The sequence below is a fragment of the Acinetobacter sp. 1424608 genome, assembly GCF_000588255.1.
Lineage (GTDB): Bacteria > Pseudomonadota > Gammaproteobacteria > Pseudomonadales > Moraxellaceae > Acinetobacter > Acinetobacter nosocomialis.
The window spans coordinates 16,354-38,152 of sequence record NZ_JFXL01000005.1; the positions used below are offsets into that span (position 1 = coordinate 16,354).

Here is a 21,799-nt window from a genome sequence, read left to right on the forward strand (position 1 = left end):
CTGAATCTAAATAACAAAGCTGAACTTGAAATTGGCATATAGATTGCTACTTTACGCTTTTAAAAAGAAATAGGTGAGAAATGCAATTTAAATATACTTTTGGCGTTATCAGTTTATGTAGCGCTTTATTTTTGGTTGGATGCAACGACGATCATTCAACAGTGTCCCAAACAACGCCAGTTGAAGAGCAAAAACAGAAATTACAGCCGATTATTATTCAAGGCGCCTTACCTGTAGAGTCAAAACAGATGGCTTCTAAATTACAGAATGTGACTGTTGAAACAGTAGGTGGGTGGACATTCTGGAAAGGAACTTACAATGGTTACCCAATGGTGATTTCTAAAACACGCATGGGCATGAGTAACTCTGCTGCTGCAACAGCTTTGGCCATTGAGCGCTATAAGCCGATTGCAATTATTAATCAGGGGACGGCAGGTGGTCATGACCCAGATCTACACGTTTATGACATTGTTTTAGGAAAATATGCAACCAATATTGGTGCGTTTAGAACACCTAAAGAGCCATTAGGTGGCGGTTCAAACTCACTTACATGGGTTGAGGCCTTTGATGTTTTGCCAACAGATGAATCTGACCCAGAACCGATCGCAATACGCAAATTTGAAGGTGATCAAGAGCTATTAATGGCGGCGCATAAAGTCCGTTATGATAAAGGTGAGGTAGTCGAAGGAACGATTGGCTCGGCAGATGTGTGGAATAATGAGCTTGACCGAATTCAATTTTTCCATCAGCGTTATGGTACTTCTGTTGAGGAAATGGAAGCAGCATCTGTTGCACAAATCGCAAGTCAGTTTAATGTTCCTTTCTTAGGAATTCGGATTTTATCTAATAATATTACTAATAATGGAGCGTATGATCCTGGTACAGGAGAGGCTTGCCAAGACTATGTGCTTAATGTAGCAGAAGAATATATGAAATCTAAACTACCAAAATAATAATTTAACTATAGGCAAGAAGATGGGTTCTTATAGGGCATCTTCTTGTCTTTTATGACCAGGTCTACTTTTCCAATTTCGGATGACCATCCAACGCCAGAAAACTTCAGTCACTATGTACAGTATGATTGCAAAGACAAAAGCTTCAACTATAAGCCCGGTCATTAAAATTTTAGCGAGGCTGAAATCTATATGACCATGACCAAAATGAGTAATCCATCTAGAAATCTGATGAAGTACGCCTAGGAGCATCTTTTTATTGATCATATGTACATGATAAATATGTGAACCAAACCAGAATCCAACATATAAAATAGGAACTAATGTGAGAGGGTTACTAAGCCAAGCAAGCATTAGGCTGATGGGTAAATTCACCTCAAACAGCAATACGGCCATCACAATAAAAACGCTATGAAATGGAATAGGCAGTAAACCAAAAAATGTTCCTACAAAAACCGCTCTTGTAATCGATTTACGGTTGACATACCAAAGCACTGGATTAAGGGTTTTTTGCCCAAAAATCCTTAAAAATTTCATATTTGAAACTTTCTCTGGAGAAGGAAGCCAAGACTGAAAAAATTGCTTTGCCATAATCATAGAATAGTAGAGTCTGGTGACTCATATAAACACAAAAAAACAATATATTAATTGAAACTTATTAAAAGCTTAAAAATTAAACTTACTGCTGTAATAATTCATTATAGATCTTTTCAACTTAAAAATAGATTTAAAATAAAAATACTTATATTACTTAATACAATTTGGCACGCAAAGCTCGACAACTGACTCTAAAGTTTTTTAGCTTAAGCTTCTTTAATTTTTTGTATCCATTTGTTTAATAATAATATTTACTTTTACCGTGTTAGTGTTTTAAAAAATCGTCTTACAATTAGATTTTGCCTTCATAAAAGATATCTATTAATCTGAGATGACTACATTGTGAGGTCATTCAATGATTTCATGGCTTTTTATTGGCTTAGTTGCCACAATTTTACTTACCCCAGGCCCAACCAATACTTTACTGGCATCATCTGGTGTACAAGTTGGTTTTAGGAAGTCTGCTAAGTTAATTCCAGCAGAAGTTCTTGGATATATTATTTCGATTTCCGCTTGGGGCATGTTAATCGGGAAAGTTTCTGCAACACTTCCTTTCTTACCTCCTATACTTAAATTGCTAAGTGCTTGTTACATTATTTTTTTAGCGATTAAGTTATGGCATACAGCAAATCAACAATTTGAGTTAGATCAGCCAACTATTCGACCACGTGAATTGTTTTGTGCAACTCTATTGAACCCTAAAGCATTACTTTTTGCTTCTGCAATTTTTCCTGTTACAGCATGGACTGATTTTCATATTTATCTCATTCATATGCTGGCTTATTTGGCTTTAATTACACCGATTGCTTTATTTTGGATTTTTTTAGGATCAATCTTGGCAGCTAATAAAGTAAGTTGGTTAAATCAGACGAATTTACAAAAAACAGCTTCGCTGGTTTTGGTCAGCTTCTCAATTCCGATTAGCTATTCTGCTTTATTAAACCTTTAAAAGTCTTGCTGGGCTATTCTTGTCACGAAGAGTAGCCACCATTGTTTTCATAATTGCTTTTTTACGTTAAAGTACGTCGCAATCAATGAAATTACCTTTTGGATAGAAAATACATGGCTATTAAGTCTGATCGTTGGATTCGCGAAATGAGCGAAAAACACGGCATGATTGAACCTTATGCAGAGAATCAAGTCCGTTTTGATAAGAATGGCGAAAAATTGATTTCGTACGGGGTCTCTAGCTATGGTTATGACGTACGCTGTGCACGTGAATTTAAAGTTTTCACCAACGTACATTCTGCAATTGTTGATCCGAAAAATTTCGATGAAAAAAGTTTTATCGATATTGAGTCTGACGTTTGTATTATTCCGCCAAACTCATTTGCCTTGGCCCGCACAATTGAATATTTCCGCATTCCACGTAATGTTTTAACTGTATGCTTGGGTAAATCAACTTATGCACGTTGCGGAATTATTGTAAACGTGACGCCTTTGGAACCAGAGTGGGAAGGTCACGTTACTTTAGAGTTTTCGAATACTACGAACTTACCTGCACGTATTTATGCTGGTGAAGGTGTTGCACAAATGTTGTTCTTTGAAAGCGATGAAGTTTGTGAAACATCTTATAAAGATCGTGGTGGTAAATACCAAGGACAAACTGGTGTTACACTTCCTAAAACCTAAGTTGTTTTAACGTAGATTAAATTCTAAAAAATGGGTCACTTGAAGTGGCCTATTTTTGTTGAAAAATAAAGAAAGTGGCATTCATCGGAATATTTATAAATGAACGTTTTCTTTTGTAAAAAATGATATAAAATGATCAATAATTGATTTGTTTCTTTGAGTTGTATCACACAATTTAAATGGACTTAAATCATAAAAATCAGCTATAGGCATTTCTTTGTTTATTCAATTTAAGATTAGATTAAAGAAAGGGAAGCCAAATAAAAAGAAATTAAATTAGATTATGCCCCCAAGGATACGGAGGTCGGTCATGCGACAGTTTAAGTCTCTTCATTTAGCTATTCTAGCACTTGGAAGTTTATGCTTTTCTTCAGCTTATGCTACGTCTACCTTAGTTCCAATGTCTGATGCTGAACTATCTGCAACTCGTGGCCAAGCGTTAATGAGTATGTCTTATATTGCACCTACTGATTCGGCAAACTTGGAGAAACTACGCGATAACAGCAGTAATATTGGTTTTTATAAATTAGGAATGGAAGCCCAGTTAGAAATCAATACTAATATTCGAAAACTTCAGTTGGGCTGCGGTGGTGTAAATGGGGCTGGTGGTTGTGATATCGATATTGATAATTTAAGTTTAAGTGGACAAAATTTTGATACCAATGGGAACCCATTGCCCATGTCTAATGAAGATCGTGCCTCATCTTCTGCAGTATTAACGAATCCATTCATTGAATTTGCTGTTAAGAACCCAACTTCAGCTTCAACACGTGAAGTAGTTGGTTTAAGGCTAAGTGCTGAAAAATTTATTGGTTTATTAACGGCAGGGACTGAAAATACAACGACCCCGAATGGGATCAACTCCATTTCTGGTTATATGAAGGTTCAGTCTGACAGTAGTGGTTTGATTAAAGGTTATGCTACAACTTCGGCTACTCGAGATAATTTATATGGAGCAAATGCAGTAACAGGCCGATTGCAGGCTTTGGGGTTGGGTGGTGCTGCTGAGGTAAGTTTTATTACTTCTGATGGTGGATTTAATATTCCGGGTATTCAAAATAACTATTTTGAAATTGCGCCCATTCAAGTTAATGGTAATCGGGTTACCTCAAAAGTTTTATCTGCTCCAGTAAAAGTCCCTAATATTTATGTAGGACATAGCAGTTCTTATCCAGTGGATGGTACTGTGCAATATAATGCAGCAGGCCCACATGATCCAGCTTATCCTGAACCAACAGGCATTTACACTCAAGGCGGTAGAGTAGAAGCTACAGTAACAGACTGTAGCTTATTAGCATGTGTCATTGCGGGTAAAGGTGCTAAATTCCCGAATGTATATATGAATGGTACCATTTCAAATATTACTGCAAATTTAAATTTAACCCAGTCATTGGGTCTTATTCATAATTTACCAATTAACTCGCCAATGTATCTGGCACTGCAAAATCAAATGTTGCAGTGGCCTGGGGCAAAAGCAGATGACGTAGCCCAAAAGGGCTGGTGGATGTCTTTTGCAAATCCAGTTAATGTAGGTAACATCATTCCACAAGATGCAATTGATATTTCACCATTATTCCCGCAAATTTCAACTGCTGTTTCTGCATATTTACAAGCTAATCCTGCTCAAACTTCTGACTTGGGAGGTTTGTTAAAACTAGGGGATCTGGATGTAAATATTGGTACGATTGATTTAAAAAATAGCCCACTTACACTAAATTTAAGTAATTTACAGTTAACGAATCAAAACTTTAAACCAAACTGTCATGGTACGAATTTAACCTTTTGTTAATTGTAAGCAATTAGCTTGAGCTGATTTTCATTCATCGGAAAATGAGTTTTTTATGCGCTTTCTTTTGCATTTGTGCAAATATTCCGCATAATAGAAATGTGGAAAAGTTGGCAATATCTATTTAGATTTGCCTTCTGGTCTAAGGTGAAAAGGATATATTCACCTAGCATCAAGGATTGTTAAAGAAAAATAAATATGGTGCACGGCATCGTATAAAACAGGAAGGTCAAGATGACTACACTTAATTATACGGTAAGGTTTCAAAAAACCGTTTTGGCAAGTTTAATTGGTCTTTTCATAAGCCAATCGAGTTTCGCTCTTGAAGAACTTTCTGATGCCGGTTTAAGTGAAACTACTGGTGAAGGTATCGCTATTTTACCTCAAAATACTTATATGGTATTTCGTGGGGCAGGTGCGAACGAAACCGCAAGTCAAATTTTAACTGACCGTACTAAAGATACAGGTTATATCAATTATGTACCTGTTGGGCCGTTAAGTATGACGGCGGCAGATACCAATAAAAATGGTACGATTGATTCTGGTGACCGTGCAGTAGGTAAAGCTGATATTTTTCTTTATGGTTTAGCTCTTTCTAAATCTGATAACGATACTAATAGCCGTCTTGCATCTACCGATACTGCGGCCGCGATTTCGAGCTGGGGTACTGCTGTTAATCCATGGATATTCAAAGTAGCTACTCAGAACCTTGTACCTAATTTTAGTGCTGCTACATGTAGTGGCGCGAGTGATTCTTCTTGCCAAGTAACGTATTTAGCCTTAGAAGCACCTTTATACGAGGTAGGAACAAGAGATACGGCAGGGCTTGATGCATATAAACTTAAATTAGGTTTATGGTCAGATATTTTTGTTCGCAATCCAAATAAAATTAATGGTGCGACAGATCAGTTTAATTATGGCGACTCAAATGGTTTGATTGGTACGAGTACTGATGCAAGTCGCGCGAATCGGTTACGTTTACAAGGTATCTGGAATAATTTTAGTTTAAATGGTAGTCGTCTACAGCTCTTCCAAACTTTGGGAGGTGCGACATCTGCAAATGGATTGAGTCCATTTTATAATAATACTCTAGGTTTCGCAGGTGTTGTGCGTTTAAATAGTGGTGATGCCTCTAATTTGAGAGCAACAATTACTTCAAATACTCCAACAACGACAGTAGGCCCATGGGTAAATCGTTATAGTACTCAATATACTGGTGCTCCTAGCAATAGTTCACCAAGTTCAGATTGGTTATATCGTATTCGCAGCCAGACTACTACTGTTACTTCAACTGGATCATGGACTGCTCCAACAGATAGTGCAATGGATAATGTACTGCGGTTGAGTACTCGTGAATCTGGCACTGGGCAAGGTAATCTCATTACTCCTGCTATTAATGGTGGGCTTGCACCAACCTTCGATGCTAATGAAGGTCTATATCTTTATAATCCGAATATTAATCTTGTGTTAGGTTCTTTATATCAACCACTCGTTTTAAGCTCAGATGGTAAAAACTTTAGTTTAGAGCTTGCACGTATTCCGAATAAGCCAGAAATTTATAAGAAAATCTATACTGATTACACTGGAACAGATAGTACTTACCTTGGTTCTACCTGTAATGTTTATCAATGCGGTACCAATGTAACCTTAGGTGGAAAAACTTATCATGGTTCTAGTGCAACGCATAGTAGTATTTCTATCGGTTCAACTGTTTATAACTCGACAAATAATACATTAGAAGCCTTTAAAGGGAACAATACTCAAGATGCAGTTGGTATTTCATTTGGGAAACTACCAACAGGAACGATTGCTGCTGTAACACAAGTTAAAAATTTCTATCAATTACAAAATCAGGAACGACGTGGAGGCAGCTATAATTGTGGATTTTTAAACTTAGGAACTTGTTATGATACATGGCAATACCGTACAGCATCAGGTTGGACGGGAAATGCTGGCTCAGGCTTAAGATTTGACTCTCAAGGAGCAAACTGGGCGAATATTGATAGTACCTCTTATTATAACCCGACAACCAACACGACAGGGTATACCACTACCGATGCAGGGAATGGGGCTCAGTTTGTAGTACCAAATGGTACACCTTTACCTGACGCACTTTACAATAATGGACGTTGGTATACGACTACACCAAATGCAGATTTAAACACCTATAAATTATCAGGAGCACAAATTAGCTCTTCAATTAGCAATAATATGGGTTCAGCAGTCATTGATGGTGTTTTAATCCAACATTTAAAACTCACCACAAAAGGTCTATAAGAGGAGGATAATGCGATGAAAAAAATAACTGCTTTACTCCTTACTCTTTGGGCAACTGCGACTCATGCAGAATTACAAACTTTGGACAACGACGCTTTACAGGCGATTAATGGTCAAGCTGGTGCTGATTTGTCTTTAATGCTTAATTTAAACCAGACCAGTAACGGTATATTTGATAATGGTAGTGGCGGCGTTTGTGAAAACGTAGAGTTTTGCCACATTGGTTTAGCAATTAATAAACGTTTTGTACAAGCAGATGCAACTAAGCCAAGTGGTTGGGCTGAAAATAGTGATAGCGGTAATAAGCTTTGGTTGGTGTTTAAAGGTGTACAAGGAACTTTAAACATCCAAAAAATGGGTTTGGATGGTGCTGATTTGAAGTATCTTGATAAAACCAATACTGAAATTATAAAACCTGCTATTCAACTTAGTTTTAGTGCAGCACAACCGATTTTAATTCGTAACTTTGGTTTTAATGCTTTATCCATTGAGCAAGATAACTTTACAAGTTCAACAACGACCCAAGGTTCGAGTACGAATATGTATGATTATGCATATTTCAAAAAACCAACGTATGCTGCAACTGCAAACAGTGTGACTCAGCAAGTGGCCACAGCAACGCCTTCAGCCTATGACTATGGACGTGAAACAGGTTTTATGGGTTTAATGATGAACGGCAACTTGGCTATTCAAGGAAAAGTCATGGTGTTTAGCTGTGATGGTAGCCATCCCCGTTGTTAACGGTTAATGTAGATTTCAAAGGAACTGAAGTGATGAACAAAAATAAAGAAAGTCACGGCTCAAAGTTTATTTTAAATACATTAACAGCCAGCATGTTGTTAGTGAGTGGACAAATTTTTGCTTTAGAAGCTTTAACCGATGCCGATTTGAGTGCAGTCAATGGTCAAGATGGGATCTCAATTCAAACGACTTTCAACGAAATTAATGTTGATAATGCTTATTGGGATGATCATGCGGGCACGCCAACAAGTGCTGATCAGGTTTTAAGAGCTCAAGCGAGCGGTGTAAAAATACAAAAAAGTAATGCCTCTACACAAGCTTTAGGAACGAACTACCGTTTAGATGTGGGGAGTAATACGACTACAGGTAAAGCTGGTGTTGATTTTTCTATGCAAAGTAGTCCATCCCTCATTACGGTAAATAGCGTTAAAGTTTGTAATAGTTCTGCTACATGCTCACCTACGTTAGGGCAGTTGGCTATCCAAACAACATCACCTTTAAATCTAGCATTGACTACTCAAGATGGCCTGTTTACTCCAAATAGCCAGTCAAATATGACATTGGGTATAAATAACGCAAATATTTATTTAGGACAGTTAGATGCTCGTAGTCAACTCAACCAACTAATTTTAAAGAATTTTAACTTTAATTTTGTGGGTAAAGGTGTCATGTTTATTGACCCTATCCGTGGCTTAGTTTTACAAACTAATACTGGGTCAAATGTGGCTGCTATAGGACAAACACCAAATAGTACATATGGCTATGTCGACTTTAATCGGGTGGCAGACTCAGCTTCGGGTTTAACGGCAGGGACCTATGTTGATAGCAATGGCAAAGTGACTAATTCAGGTCTAAACATTGAAGTAATGCTCAGTTCTAATGTAGATAAAACCAATCCTTATGGGCTGGATGCTACGAATACACCGCAAAATTCAAAAGGTTTAATTCGTGTAGGCGCAAGCGGACGTATGGTAAATAGTTATTTACAAGTCCGTGGTATGGATGGCTCTTCGGACACGACAACCTTAGGTACAGCAAATACTGCTTCAGGCACCACCTCAAGTAATAGTATTTTGGGTAATACTGGAATTGCCTTTCGTATGAAAGGTGAGTTCACTAAAGATAACGATTCTATGCTAGGCGCCGATGGCAAAGCCACGACTTTAGAAATTGGTGGGGCAGGGTTGAATGCTTATGGTTTTGAGTTTGGTAATTTAACTGGGCTGAACTCAGCTACACGTGGTTACTTTGATAGCGGAAATATTTATTTAAATCTTGCTGATACAAAAACCTTATTAATGCCGAATAACGCAACGTTAAATGCAATTCGTTTAGGAACTGGCACTTTAACAACCGCTGCCGATTATCAACATAATATTCACCGGGATACGGTGACTAATCCATTTAGTCTAATTCTTGCGATGCGTGGAGCAGAGTTTCAGGCATTTTCTAGACGTGGTCGCTTTACTACCAGTGCCAATGTCGCTGCTGCTAATCAATTTGCAGATAATGGCTTAAGTAACCAATGGGGCTTGGCTTTACCTTTTTATAACTTAAATGCCAATGCCGCAGTTTATGGGGTAGATGCACCTGCGAATAGCGCTTTTTACTATACAAAAGATGCTAATGGTAGACCTGTTCAGAATGCTGTAGGTACCTCGGGAACGACTTCGCGTTTAGGATTTGGTGTTGCTGTTGGCACAACAGGACGTGACTCAGGCGGTACAAAAACAACTTCAATTTTATTAATTGATGGTTCTCCAAATGCCAATAATGCGGGTAATCCTACCGACTACTATATGGGCTTACGTAATATCGATATGTTCTTAAAAGGTAATGGCACTATCGGTTTAGAAAATGGCAGTTTAAATATCGGTTTAAAAGATATGTTACTTGCCTTATCAACTGAAATTGCAGCGGGTTATTTACCTGGGGCTAAATATAAATCTTGTCCAGCAACAGGATCTTGTATCTCACCAATTGATAACTTTGCTCGAAATAACGATGTTTTATTTGGTTTAAAGCTGCGTTTAGGCGGAGATCTTAATTTATCAATAGTGCCAAACAGTTCAATTGCCGATGGTAGTGCGCTCACTGTTTTGGGTGATTTTACAATGCCTGCCACAGCAACCGGAAACTCAGTTCAAATTAGTGACCCGATTGATGGCTCTGCAATTGGTCTGGAGAACATGACTGGAAAGCTTGCGTTCAACACAGCATTAGTTGTTGGAAAAGACAGTGCGAGCGGACTAGGCAAAGTGGGTGTAAATACCGCAGTGTACTTTAACCCTGATAAGAACATTGATGGTGCTTTACGTGTTAAAGATATTAATTTCTATCCACCTTCAACAGGGGCGGGCGCACGTTTAGGTGAACTTGCTATTACTGGTGGACGTTTAAATAGTAACTTTAGCATTGTGCCGAGAAATGGTGCTTTTAACTAATAAATAAAAGTGGCGATATCGCCACTTTTTTTAAATTTAATTTTTGAATGTGATTGGATTTACATTCGTCGGGTTATAGGGATAATTGTTTTGTACTCATCTATTATTCTGATAATCTGAACAAATAATAAACGTTTGTCTCTTAAGGATTAGAGCAACATGAAAAATAAAAATATAGCCTGCTGGTTATTATTTGCCAGTAGTTCAAGTGTTTTTGCGATGCAGCCTTTAGATGACCAAAGTCTTTCAGCGACGACGGGTCAAAATGGTTTAACGCTAGGCATTCAGGCTGATAAAGTTAAATTTAATCAAGTCGCCTTGATTGATACCAATGGTATTGCGTCTACGTCTTACAACAGCAAAGCTGGTCTCGTCATTGCGGGGAACTCTACTAATCCGGTTCCAAGTATAGAATTTATTAAAGCAGCTGTATCGACCAATCCGTCTTTCAATATTGCTATAGATACCGATGCAGGTGCAGGTAAGCCTTTTGTGAACTTGGCTGTCACAATGGGAAGTGACGTCAATGGTATTCGGCTTACACCATTTTCAGTTTATTTAGCGCCTAATACATCAGTTTCTCGTCCTTCGGATTATGCGGTGACTAGTTATGCACCAAAATCAATTTTCAGTTCGGGAACAACGGTAAATACAGGAGTGAAAGAACTTATTCGCTCTACCGGAAATTTGGATATTAACTTTGTACAGACCAATAAACCTCGTTTAAACATTCAATTGGGGCATGCTGCCCAGTCTGTCATGGTCAAATTTGGTGGAGCTATTCAATCGATTTGTTCTGCTGCATCTGGTTGTCCAATTACTTTAGTTTCTGATAATACCGGTGCGAATTTTGGATTTAAATTTGCGGGAACAAATACATCTACAGGATTTGTTCTTGATGGGTTTTATGCTGGAGTTGACCCAACAGGGCTAACTTTTGGCAATACAGGTGTCTCTAGTAAATTTGATGCATCACTTAACAATATAACTTTAGGAAATGCGGGAATACAGAGTCCAACAACGTTTAATAATTTACCTAATGGGTCGATGGGAAGTTTTGGAGTCACGGGTGCTTCGGTAACCGACTTTAAAATGAAAGTAAGCGGGTTTTAAAAATAATCACTGAACCTGAAATACAAAAAAGAGGGTGATTGTCTAAACAACCGCCCTCTTTTATAAATTTTAAGTAATTAGCTATGTGATGAGCTGGTTTGTTCTAACTTTTGAACAATTTCATCTAAAGCTTTAATACGTTTCACTTGGTCCCACAGTTCTTTGGCTTGAGGGTAGGCTTTGGTCATCATACCTAGCCATTGCTTATAACGACCAACCATACCAATTTCTGTTTTTGCTTGACCATTTAAAAACCGAATTTGTAAGTCAACCAGTTGCTCCCAACTAAATAATGCCTCATCCATATTATTACGAATGCACTGCGTTAAATCAGGAGTCGTCACAGCACCACGGCCAATCATTAAATCTTCACAACCAGATTGTTGTTGGCAGGCTTTAGCATCGGCATTGGTCCAGATTTCGCCGTTAGCAATCACATTAATTTTTAAAGCTTCTTTAATCGGTAGAATTTTTTCCCAATAAGCTGGTGGCGTATAGCCATCTGCTTTCGTTCGCGCATGTACTGTTAGCCAGCTTGCGCCAGCATCTTCGACCGCATGGGCATTTTCCATGGTGTGGTTTTCATCGAGATAACCCAAACGCATTTTTGCTGATACAGGAATATGCGCTGGTACAGCATCACGGACTGCTTTAATGAGCATATGTACCACGTCTGGTTCATCAAGAAGTACGGATCCACCTCTATGACGATTGACTGTTTTTGCAGGGCAACCAAAATTAAGGTCAATTGCAGGAGCACCTAGTTCAACCACTTTTGCAGCATTTGCTGCCAGTATATCTGGGTTGTTCCCTAAGAACTGAACATGCACTGGTGTTCCCGCAGCTGTTTTACCGTCATTTTTAAGTTCAGGGCAAAAGCTATAGTAAATATGGTCTGGCAAAATACTGTCTGTAACGCGAATAAACTCGGTTACACACCAGTCGAAGTGACCAACAGATGTGAGTGTATCCCGCATGATCGGGTCAGTTAAACCTTCCATTGGAGCGAGTATGAGTTTCACAGTCTGAGTCACCTGAGCAAAACAAAAACAGCGTTATACGGGATATGTATAACGCTGTCTAGTAGTGCTGAAATTTTAATTGTTTTATCGGCCCAATATCATCTCAAGCACAAATTTACTGCCAATAAAACCGATTGCTAATAATGCAAAACCAATTAAAGTAAAACGAATCGCTTTTTGACCGCGCCAGCCGAGTTTATAGTGGCCAATGAGTAATGAGCCATAAATAATCCATGAAATGATACTAAATACGGTTTTATGAGCGAGATGCTGAGCAAAGAAACTATCAACTGTTAAGAAGCCAAATGCCAGAGCAATGGTTAATAAAATAAAACCGGTAATGATTAGGTCAAATAACAAGGACTCCATGGCCTGAATAGGCGGGAGTAAGTTGACCCAAAAACGTTTTTTTTGTTTCTTTTTGAGTTCACGGTTTTGGAACCATATCAAGATTGCATGTATGGTTGCCATGAGTAGAACCGCATAGGCCGAAAGTGAAAGAATAATATGCGTATCTAAGCCTAATGAGTGCTGCTCAATAAACTGATTTGGTTTACTAAATGCAAAACCTAAAATAAGACCAATAGCCGCTACAGGAATGCCTAATAAGTTTAAAGGTACAATCGGACGAAAAGTACTAAAAATTAAACTTAACAACAACATAAGCCATGATGTAAAAGAGACTAGATTAAAAACATCATAGTTAATTCCTAAAGGCGTGAGCATTGCATGACATAAAACTGTGCCGTGCAGTAGCAGTGCCAAGGTCGTAACAAGAGCAAATAACCATGGGTTTGGTTCACGTTTTGACATTAAACGTATGAACAGATACCAGAAAGAAGTGGTATATGCGATGAGTGCCAAAATTGTGTAAACCAAGGGGAGGCTAATCATGTCAAACCTTTTTCAGGATTAATTCATCTAGATAAGATATAAATTCGCTGCGAACTAAAGTATCCTATAGCATTCTATGCATAAATTTTCTATTTCGAGAAAGATTTTTTTGCAACTAGCCATTTTAAGCGGATTTTGCAATGTTTGATACCTTAACAGAACGACTCACGCAGAGTTTAAGAAATGTTACTGGCTCAGGGCAGCTGACCGAAGACAATATTAAAGATACCTTACGTGAAGTACGTATGGCTCTTCTTGAAGCCGATGTCGCGTTACCTGTAACTCGTGAATTTATCGCGAAAGTTAAGGAAGAGGCATTGGGCCAAGAAGTGATGACCCAGTTATCTCCAGGCCAGGCATTTGTAAAAATTGTCTATGACGAACTCACCAAGATGATGGGTGAGGCAAATGAAACACTGGATTTAAGTGCTAAGCCTCCAGTTGTCGTATTGCTTGCTGGTTTACAAGGTGCAGGTAAAACAACGACAGCAGCAAAGCTGGCACGTTTTTTAAAAGAACGTCAAAAGAAAAAAGTAATGACCGTTTCTGCCGACGTTTACCGTCCGGCAGCGATCAAACAGTTAGAAACTGTATCAGCAGAAGTTGGTGCAGGCTTTATTCCATCAGATCCTTCTGAAAAGCCTATTGATATCGTTAACCGTGCAATTGAACAGGCAAAGATCCAGTTTGCCGATGTGTTGATTGTCGATACAGCAGGTCGTTTACATGTCGATGAAGACATGATGGACGAAATTAAAGAATTGCATGCAGCAGTTAAGCCGACTGAAACTCTGTTCGTGGTTGATGCTATGACAGGTCAGGATGCTGCAAATACTGCTAAAGCATTTAACGATGCTTTGGCACTTACGGGCGTGATTCTTACTAAAACTGATGGTGATGCACGTGGTGGTGCAGCGCTTTCTGTTCGTGCTATTACTGGTAAGCCAATCAAGTTCTTGGGTATGGGCGAAAAGCTTGATGCCTTAGAGCCATTCCATCCGGATCGTGTTGCTCAACGTATTTTAGGTATGGGTGACGTACTTTCTTTAGTCGAAGAAGTTGAACGTAAAATCGACAAAGAAAAAGCCGAAAAAATGGCGAAAAAATTGCAAAAAGGCGGTAGCTTCAACTTTGAAGATATGCTGATGCAATTTGAGCAAATGAAAAAAATGGGCGGCATGATGGGCTTCTTAGACAAGTTGCCTGGCATGAGCGGTGCAGGAATCCAGCAAGCGATTGAGCAAGCGAATCCTGAAAAACAAGTCAAAAAAATGGAAGCAATTATCCAGTCAATGACTGTTAAAGAACGCCGTAACCCAGACCTGATGAACCCAAGTCGTAAAAAACGTATTGCGGCAGGTTGTGGTATGGATGTTGCTGAAGTGAATAAGCTCATTAAGCAACAAGCGCAAATGGCTAAAATGATGAAGAAGTTTGCGAATCCATCTGGTATGAGCAAAATGATGCGTTCATTAGGCAATATGCAAAAACAATTTGGTGGTGGTGGCGGTATGGGCCCACTGTTTGGTAACAACGACCAAAAGAAATAAAACCATAAAATAAAAGGCGCCTAGAGCGCCTTTTATTTTGCTGCACATTTTAATCTTTAGGATAATAGGCAATATATTGTTGTAGCCCTTTAAGCAAAAGATCTTTTTCAACAGTTGGCTGGTACTTCTGTAGAAATTTAGCAAAAAGAGGAGCATCTCCACCTGTGAGGAGCAGCTTTTTAGGAGATTGCTGCATGATGCTTTCAATTGTACTAATCAGGCCTAACAAAATACCGTGGTGTACTGCATCGACTGTGTTATTGCCCGGGTTTAGATTATCAAAAGCCGAATCGGGAATTTTAATACCTTTGGTATTTTGAATGAGTGCATCGCGCTGCAAATAAAGGTTTGGCAGAATATAACCGCCTAAATGCTGTTTGCCCTTGGTTAAATCAATAGTAAGCGCTGTTCCGCAACCAATAATACAATAGTTTTCTTTTTCCTCAGCAACAGCAAGTACCTGTAGCCAGCGGTCAATCCCAAGCTGACTAGGAACTTCATAACCACATTGTAGGCCTGCATATTCCGAATGGACTTTGGCAAAAACAACAGGAATTTCTAGCCATTTTAAAATCTGCTGAATACGCTGATTATTTTCGGTATCGAGAACCGAAGAAATCCCAATACGATGTAAGCCTTGATGTTTAAAGTGTTGGATTAATCCCAGTAATAAATCGGCAGGAGACTGCAAATGTAACTCAGCTGCATGTTCAATAATTTGCTGATTTTCCGTAATCCAGTATTTTAAACGGGTGTTTCCGATATCAAGCCATAAACTTTTCATGGAAAAAATACCTGATTACTGAGTTGTTTGTGGTCTTAGACGACCTTGATAAAACTGCTGTGGTTCCGGAGTTTCAAGAATCACCGCACCTTCATTAGAGATTCCAACGAAACGGCCATATACCAGTCCTTGACTATGTTCGAACTGAACTAACTGATTCAACCAAGCTGCATGATGGTTAAAACGGCCTGCCAAGTTGTAGCAACCATGATCAAACCAGCGAGCTGCATTTTGAATTGCCACATAGAGTTCTGAAATTAACTCAAGACGACCCATTTGTTCTAGACCTAAATCTTCTAGAGACGTGATCGATTGATCGCTATCAGTTACTGGTGGTGTTTTTAAATTAATCCCTACACCTACAATGGCTTGATGTTGGGAAAGGGGCTCAACCAAAATTCCGCCCCATTTTCCTTTCGTACTGTACAAATCATTTGGCCATTTCACTTGTAAGCTCAAAGGTTGCAATTGTGGGATTTGCAGAATATTTAGAGCAACTTCAAGTGCTAAGCGACCATCTAAGGGTGTTCGAGTTTGCACCAATGTGCTTAAATAAATGTTTCCTTCAGGTGAAATCCATTGCCGTTGATGTTGACCTCGCCCTTGAGTTTGTTGAGCACTGCAAACCAAGCCTGTTGTAATGCCTTTTTGGGCAATTTCACGAATATCATCATTGGTCGAAGTTGTGGTTGCTTTTAATAAAACCACTTCTGGAAGCTGGTTTTTTGCGCTTAAAAGTTGTTGTAGTTGGCGAGTCTCTAAATCCATGTTGAATATGAGCAGAGTGGTAAAACATTTATGGAGTTAATCATATATTTACTCATTGGCGCAATTGCTGGTTTTACTGCCGGACTGTTTGGAGTTGGTGGTGGACTAATTATTGTACCAATTCTCTATGTCGTTTTTACCCAGTTGCACTATGATCCCGCGGTAATCATGCATATTGCAGTCGGAACCTCCCTAGCAACCATTATTGTGACTTCCTTTAGTTCAGTTTCGGCTCATCATAAAAAAGGTGCAGTCCTCTGGCCTGTTTTCCGTAATTTAGCACCGGGACTAGTGATTGGTTCCTTTTTAGGTGCAGGTATTGCCGACCTTTTGTCTGGCCAGCATTTACAGCTTCTTATTGGTGTCTTTGCTGTTGTGATGGCTTATCGGATGTTCAAAGGAGCCCATGTTGTGGTTGACCCAACACGTCAGCTTCCTTCAACACCTATGCAATTTATGGCAGGGGGTGGCATTGGTATTGCCTCTGCAATTTTTGGAATTGGAGGAGGAAGTTTAACCGTTCCATATTTAAACCGTCATGGCGTAGTCATGCAAAAAGCAGTTGCGACCTCTGCTGCCTGTGGTTTACCTATTGCTATTGCAGGTGCAATTGGTTTTATGTGGTTTGGTGCTAAAGAGCACATTTCTGTACCTAATACGATTGGATATATCCATATCTATGCTTTTATTGGTATTAGTGTCATGAGTTTTGTCACTGCTAAACTTGGGGCCAAGGTTGCACACGCATTGTCACCACAAATGCTAAAAAAATGCTTTGCTTGCTTGTTAGTCGTGGTCGGCAGTTATTTTATTTATAAAGGTTTTATGAATTAAAAATGTTTTATTAAAAATATATAGAAAAGAAAGCTTAGACTCTCACGGTTTAAGCTTTTTTATTTGAAGACTTGAAAAGATTAAAGGTGAGTTTTTCATCCGATTTCTGTATGGATTTTGGGTGGGTTGGCTTAAAATGCAATAAAATTGTCAGACAATGACATAGTTTTTAATGGATGGGATCAGTTAAAAACAAGGATGCGAAAGAAAAGCATGGATTAATGCATATAAAAAGTAGCGGGTGATTTATGAATCTCGAAGAGACAGAGAGTCTTTCTGAGCAAATTGTCAAATATATTAGCGAACAGATTATTAGCGGCGAATTGGTCGAAGGCGAACGCATACAAGAGCTTCGTATTGCGAAAGAGCTTGATGTAAGTAGGGGGTCAGTTCGTGAAGCATTATTATTGCTTGAACGTACGCATCTTATTGAGATTTTTCCGCGTCGGGGTGCAATTGTTTCAGAAATGTCGGCACAACAAGTGAAAGCACTGTTTGATACAAATATGATGTTATTGGGGCATATTGTACAACGCATCAGTGAAACATGGCGCGCCCATGAAGCTGATCAATTACAGCTTTTGTTAGAACAGCTTCTTGAACATGTAAAAGCAGGCGATATTGAAAAATTCTACGATGCCATTTTCCAATATCTGGCTGAACAGCAAGATATGGTGGGTAATCCTTATTTAATGAAATTTTATAAAGAATTATTACCATCATTACGTCGTAGTTATTTTTTGACGCTAAATACCTCTAAAAGGGAACTGCAAGAAGCGTTTGCATTATTTAAACTCGTGACTGATGCAATTTTGATCCGAAAATCACAACAAGCCGCTTTATTTATGGAAGATTTTTGTCGACACTTACGTAACCTTGTGTTGGAATCGCTGACACGAATGAAACAGATTGAATTGGCTTGGGCGAGACGCTCACGCCGCTAGTTAGGGCATTATGCGTTTAAGCAGTTTAAAACTTTCCGGCTTTAAATCTTTTGCAGATAGTACAACTTTAAATTTTAAGGCGAATCGCACAGCAGTGGTTGGTCCAAATGGTTGTGGCAAATCCAATGTTATTGATGCGATCCGCTGGGTGATGGGTGAGTCAAACGCTCGTCAGCTGCGTGGTGGTAGCATGCAAGATGTTATTTTTACCGGAACATCCAAGCGTAAACCAGTGGGTGTTGCCAGTGTAGAACTGCGTTTTGACAATACCTATGGCAAATTAGGCGGAGCTTATAACGCTTATAATGAACTCGCTGTTCGTCGTCAGGTGACTCGAGAAGGTAAATCTGAATATTTCTTAAATGGTACACGTTGCCGTCGCCGTGATATTACTGACATTTTCTTGGGAACGGGTTTAGGGCCACGCTCTTACGCAGTCATTGAACAGGGCATGATTAATCGTTTGGTTGATGCCAAGCCTGAAGAAATGCGTATTTTCATTGAAGAAGCAGCGGGTGTGTCTCGTTATCAGGCGCGTCGCCGCGAAACTTTGCAGCATCTTGAACATACTGAACAAAACCTTTCACGTTTAGAAGATATTGCGCTTGAGTTAAAATCTCAGCTTAAAACACTTAAGCGTCAGTCAGAAGCTGCGGTTCAATATAAAACCTTAGAAAGTCAGATTCGTACACTCAAAATTGAAATTTTGTCTTTTCAGGCAGAGAAAAGTGTACGCCTACAAGAAGAATATACGGTTCAAATGAACGAACTGGGGGAAACATTTAAATTAGTTCGCTCTGAGCTAAGTACGATTGAACATGATTTAGAATCTACCAGTGCTTTATTTCAGAGACTTATTCAGCAATCTTCACCACTACAACAAGAATGGCAACAAGCTGAAAAAAAATTGTCTGAACTTAAAATGACTCTAGAACAAAAACAGAGTTTATTTCAGCAAAACAGTACAACTCTTGTTCAATTAGAACAACAAAAAGCTCAGACGAAAGAGCGTTTACAACTTTCCGAACTACAGCTTGAAACACTGAATAGTCAGTTAGAAGAACAAACTGAAGCTTTAACGGTAATTGAGCATACAGCAGCTGAAGCAGAGCAAAATTTTGCCGGTTTACAATCACAGCAGCGGCAAGCGCAGCAACAATTTGAGCAAGTAAAAGCTCAGGTTGAAAAACAACAGCAGCAAAAAATGCAAATGTCTGCTCAAATCGAGCAATTAGGCAAAAATGTTCAGCGTATTGAACAGCAAAAAGAAACACTGCAACATCAAGCCAACCAGATCCAATCGCAAGTACATGAAGATGAACAAGGCGAGCTTGAGCAACTGCAACAGCAGCTTTGTCGTGAAATCTCGACCTTAGAGGCTGATATTGAGAAGTATGTGCAACAGATTGAACAGTCTCAACAAGCGCATCAGGCAACTAAAAATCAGCAACAAGTACTGAAAACTGAAATACAAGTTTTATTATCTGAGCAGAAAAACTTAAACCAGCTTGTTGCTAAACAAAGTCCAAAGCAAAACCAAGATACGCTACGTTTAATGCAGGCTCTAGAGTTAACGGAGCAGGGTAAGCCACATGCACAGATTATTGAAAAGTTTTTAGCAAAATGGTTGCAGGCACATATTGTTGAAACTGAACAAGCCTTTCAGGAAGGAATTGCTCGCCAGTTAAAACCTTCAGAGCAATCAAGCAAATGTAAGGGCAACCTGACTTGCTTGAATGATTGGATTGCGTCACCACAGCTTTCAATATTTTCCAATGTGGCGATTGCACAAGATTTATCTCATGCTTTAAATGAACAAAAGCAATTGCAACATGGCCAGTCTATTTTGACTTTAGATGGTTATCATGTTGGGCAAGATTGGGTAATTGCTCTTATGTATGATGACGAAAGTCAAAGTGCGCAAGGTATGCTCAGTCATCGTATTCGTCTAGACGAAATTGAACAAGTTCTTCACAAGCAGCAACCTGAACTACAAGCATTAGATGAAACGGTAGTTCAGGAAAAAGAAAAACTTACACAGCTACAAGCTGACTTACAGCAGAAACAACAAACCATTAAACAAAAGCAAAAAGACTTGCAACAGCTAGATGTTCAAATTGCTAAACAGCAAACAGCAGCACAAGCATTTTTATTGCAAAAACAACAATTGAAAGATCAACTCGCTCAGTTAGATATGCAGCTTGAAGAAGATGCAATGCAAAAAGACGATCTTGAAATTGATTTGCATGCATTAGCAATGAAGCTTGAAACCATTTTACCTGACTATAAAACTTTGCAATTTCAGGTAGAAGAATTAACAGAGCAGCTTGAAGAACAGCAACAAGTCTTGCAACAGCAACAACAAGAACGTGAGATTTTACGCCGTAATAGTACGCAGACAACTCAACAGATTGAACTACTTGAAAAAGATATTTCGTTCTTGCAGAGCCAATATCAACAAATTGCAGCGCAAATGGAACAGGCGAAAAAGTTTGTTGACCCTATTCAGTTAGAGTTGCCAAATCTTGAGTCGGAGTTTCAACAACAATTTGCTCAAACCGAGAAGTTGCAAAAGACATGGAATGAATGGCAGATTGAACTTAATAGTGTTCAAGAGAAGCAACAAACGCTTACAGACCAACGTCATCAATATCAACAACAAGATGAAAAGCTTAGAGAGCAGCTTGAAGCCAAGCGTTTAGCATGGCAAGCAGCTAAGTCTGATCGTGAGCACTATCAAGAACAGCTCAAAGAGTTAAATGCCGAGCTTCAAACGGGCTTGAAAATAGATTTAACTGAACACCAGCAAAAACTGGAAAAAGTACAGAAACAGTTTGAAAAAATCGGTGCAGTTAACTTAGCTGCTTCACAAGAGTTTGAAGAAGTTTCTCAGCGTTTTGATGAGTTGAGCCACCAGATTCAAGACTTGGAAAATACGGTAACTCAGTTAAAAGATGCAATGAAGAGCATTGACCAAGAAACCCGTAAGTTGTTTATGTCGACTTTTGATCAGATTAATCAAGAGTTACAAAATCTATTTCCAAAAGTTTTTAATGGTGGTGAAGCCAGCTTAAGTCTTGAGGATGATTGGCAATCTGGGGTTAAGCTCATGGCGAGACCACCGGGTAAGAAAAACAGTTCTCTAGCATTACTTTCCGGTGGAGAAAAAGCGTTAACAGCGTTAGCATTAGTATTTGCTATTTTCAGGTTAAATCCGGCACCGTTTTGTGTACTCGATGAAGTGGACGCTCCACTCGACGATGCGAATGTACAGAGATATTGTAATTTGGTAAAAGAGCTTTCTGAACATGTACAATTCATTTACATTACACATAATAAGCTGGCGATGACCATGGCAACTGACTTGTTAGGTGTAACCATGCCTGAACCAGGTACATCAAAATTAGTCACTGTCAATTTAGAACAGGCAAAAGAATACGGGTTAGTTTCGGAGTCATAG

17 protein-coding genes are annotated in these 21,799 nt (G+C 39.0%); 12 read left to right on the forward strand and 5 right to left on the reverse strand.

From position 1 onward, the window contains the following. Positions 1-80: 80 nt before the first annotated feature. Complete coding sequence (locus J678_RS10835; RefSeq protein WP_002050438.1) at positions 81-953, forward strand: 5'-methylthioadenosine/S-adenosylhomocysteine nucleosidase; 873 nt, start codon at positions 81-83, stop codon at positions 951-953. A gap of 30 nt (positions 954-983) precedes the next feature. Here the strand turns inward: J678_RS10835 and J678_RS10840 are convergent, their stop codons facing one another. After that, positions 984-1,550, reverse strand: a complete 567-nt coding sequence (locus tag J678_RS10840; protein ID WP_001979937.1) for a DUF2062 domain-containing protein — start codon at positions 1,548-1,550, stop codon at positions 984-986. Positions 1,551-1,905: 355 nt separating this feature from the next. Between J678_RS10840 and J678_RS10845 the strand changes: the two genes are divergently transcribed. The 7 genes from J678_RS10845 (at position 1,906) to J678_RS10875 (ending at position 11,543) form a co-directional block, all read left to right on the forward strand. After that, positions 1,906-2,499 (forward strand): LysE family translocator, encoded by a 594-nt coding sequence (locus J678_RS10845; protein ID WP_017394186.1) that lies wholly within the window; start codon positions 1,906-1,908, stop codon positions 2,497-2,499. 113 nt (positions 2,500-2,612) lie between these two features. Next, entirely contained in the window at positions 2,613-3,182 is a 570-nt protein-coding gene (dcd, locus tag J678_RS10850; RefSeq protein ID WP_000985728.1) for a dCTP deaminase, read from the forward strand. Between the two features lie 310 nt (positions 3,183-3,492). Beyond that, positions 3,493-4,971, forward strand: coding sequence for a hypothetical protein (locus tag J678_RS10855; protein WP_004710349.1), 1,479 nt, complete (start codon positions 3,493-3,495; stop codon positions 4,969-4,971). Between the two features lie 231 nt (positions 4,972-5,202). Then, complete coding sequence (locus J678_RS10860; RefSeq protein WP_017394187.1) at positions 5,203-7,245, forward strand: hypothetical protein; 2,043 nt, start codon at positions 5,203-5,205, stop codon at positions 7,243-7,245. Positions 7,246-7,260: 15 nt separating this feature from the next. Continuing rightward, positions 7,261-7,986 (forward strand): DUF6160 family protein, encoded by a 726-nt coding sequence (locus tag J678_RS10865; RefSeq protein ID WP_031955852.1) that lies wholly within the window; start codon positions 7,261-7,263, stop codon positions 7,984-7,986. A 32-nt stretch (positions 7,987-8,018) separates the two neighbouring features. After that, complete coding sequence (locus tag J678_RS10870) at positions 8,019-10,430, forward strand: DUF6160 family protein (protein ID WP_017394189.1); 2,412 nt, start codon at positions 8,019-8,021, stop codon at positions 10,428-10,430. Positions 10,431-10,589: 159 nt separating this feature from the next. Beyond that, a complete protein-coding gene (locus tag J678_RS10875) occupies positions 10,590-11,543 on the forward strand; it encodes a DUF6160 family protein (RefSeq protein WP_017394190.1) in 954 nt (317 codons plus the stop codon). A 77-nt stretch (positions 11,544-11,620) separates the two neighbouring features. Here J678_RS10875 and J678_RS10880 read toward each other — a convergent pair whose 3' ends face one another. Continuing rightward, entirely contained in the window at positions 11,621-12,565 is a 945-nt protein-coding gene (locus J678_RS10880; RefSeq protein WP_025466190.1) for a tRNA dihydrouridine synthase, read from the reverse strand. Positions 12,566-12,649: 84 nt separating this feature from the next. Next, the gene (locus J678_RS10885) at positions 12,650-13,459 is read right to left on the reverse strand and encodes a cytochrome C assembly family protein (protein WP_000624644.1); all 810 of its coding nucleotides are present in this window, start codon (positions 13,457-13,459) and stop codon (positions 12,650-12,652) included. A gap of 140 nt (positions 13,460-13,599) precedes the next feature. Between J678_RS10885 and ffh the strand changes: the two genes are divergently transcribed. Beyond that, positions 13,600-15,009 carry a signal recognition particle protein gene (gene ffh / locus J678_RS10890; protein WP_000460622.1) on the forward strand — a complete coding sequence of 470 codons (1,410 nt, stop codon included), beginning with the start codon at positions 13,600-13,602 and terminating at the stop codon, positions 15,007-15,009. Between the two features lie 49 nt (positions 15,010-15,058). Here ffh and J678_RS10895 read toward each other — a convergent pair whose 3' ends face one another. After that, positions 15,059-15,793, reverse strand: coding sequence for a pantothenate kinase (locus tag J678_RS10895; RefSeq protein ID WP_000839419.1), 735 nt, complete (start codon positions 15,791-15,793; stop codon positions 15,059-15,061). 15 nt (positions 15,794-15,808) lie between these two features. Continuing rightward, the gene (locus tag J678_RS10900) at positions 15,809-16,561 is read right to left on the reverse strand and encodes a biotin--[acetyl-CoA-carboxylase] ligase (protein WP_017394192.1); all 753 of its coding nucleotides are present in this window, start codon (positions 16,559-16,561) and stop codon (positions 15,809-15,811) included. A 30-nt stretch (positions 16,562-16,591) separates the two neighbouring features. On the opposite strand from J678_RS10900, the gene J678_RS10905 reads away from it, so the two are divergent. The 3 genes from J678_RS10905 (at position 16,592) to smc (ending at position 21,799) form a co-directional block, all read left to right on the forward strand. Beyond that, positions 16,592-17,395: a sulfite exporter TauE/SafE family protein gene (locus tag J678_RS10905; RefSeq protein WP_000420176.1), complete on the forward strand. Its 804-nt coding sequence runs from the start codon at positions 16,592-16,594 to the stop codon at positions 17,393-17,395. Between the two features lie 248 nt (positions 17,396-17,643). Further along, on the forward strand, positions 17,644-18,339 hold the full coding sequence (locus J678_RS10910) for a GntR family transcriptional regulator (protein ID WP_001047228.1): 696 nt from the start codon (positions 17,644-17,646) through the stop codon (positions 18,337-18,339). Positions 18,340-18,349: 10 nt separating this feature from the next. After that, positions 18,350-21,799 carry a chromosome segregation protein SMC gene (gene smc, locus J678_RS10915; RefSeq protein ID WP_017394193.1) on the forward strand — a complete coding sequence of 1,150 codons (3,450 nt, stop codon included), beginning with the start codon at positions 18,350-18,352 and terminating at the stop codon, positions 21,797-21,799.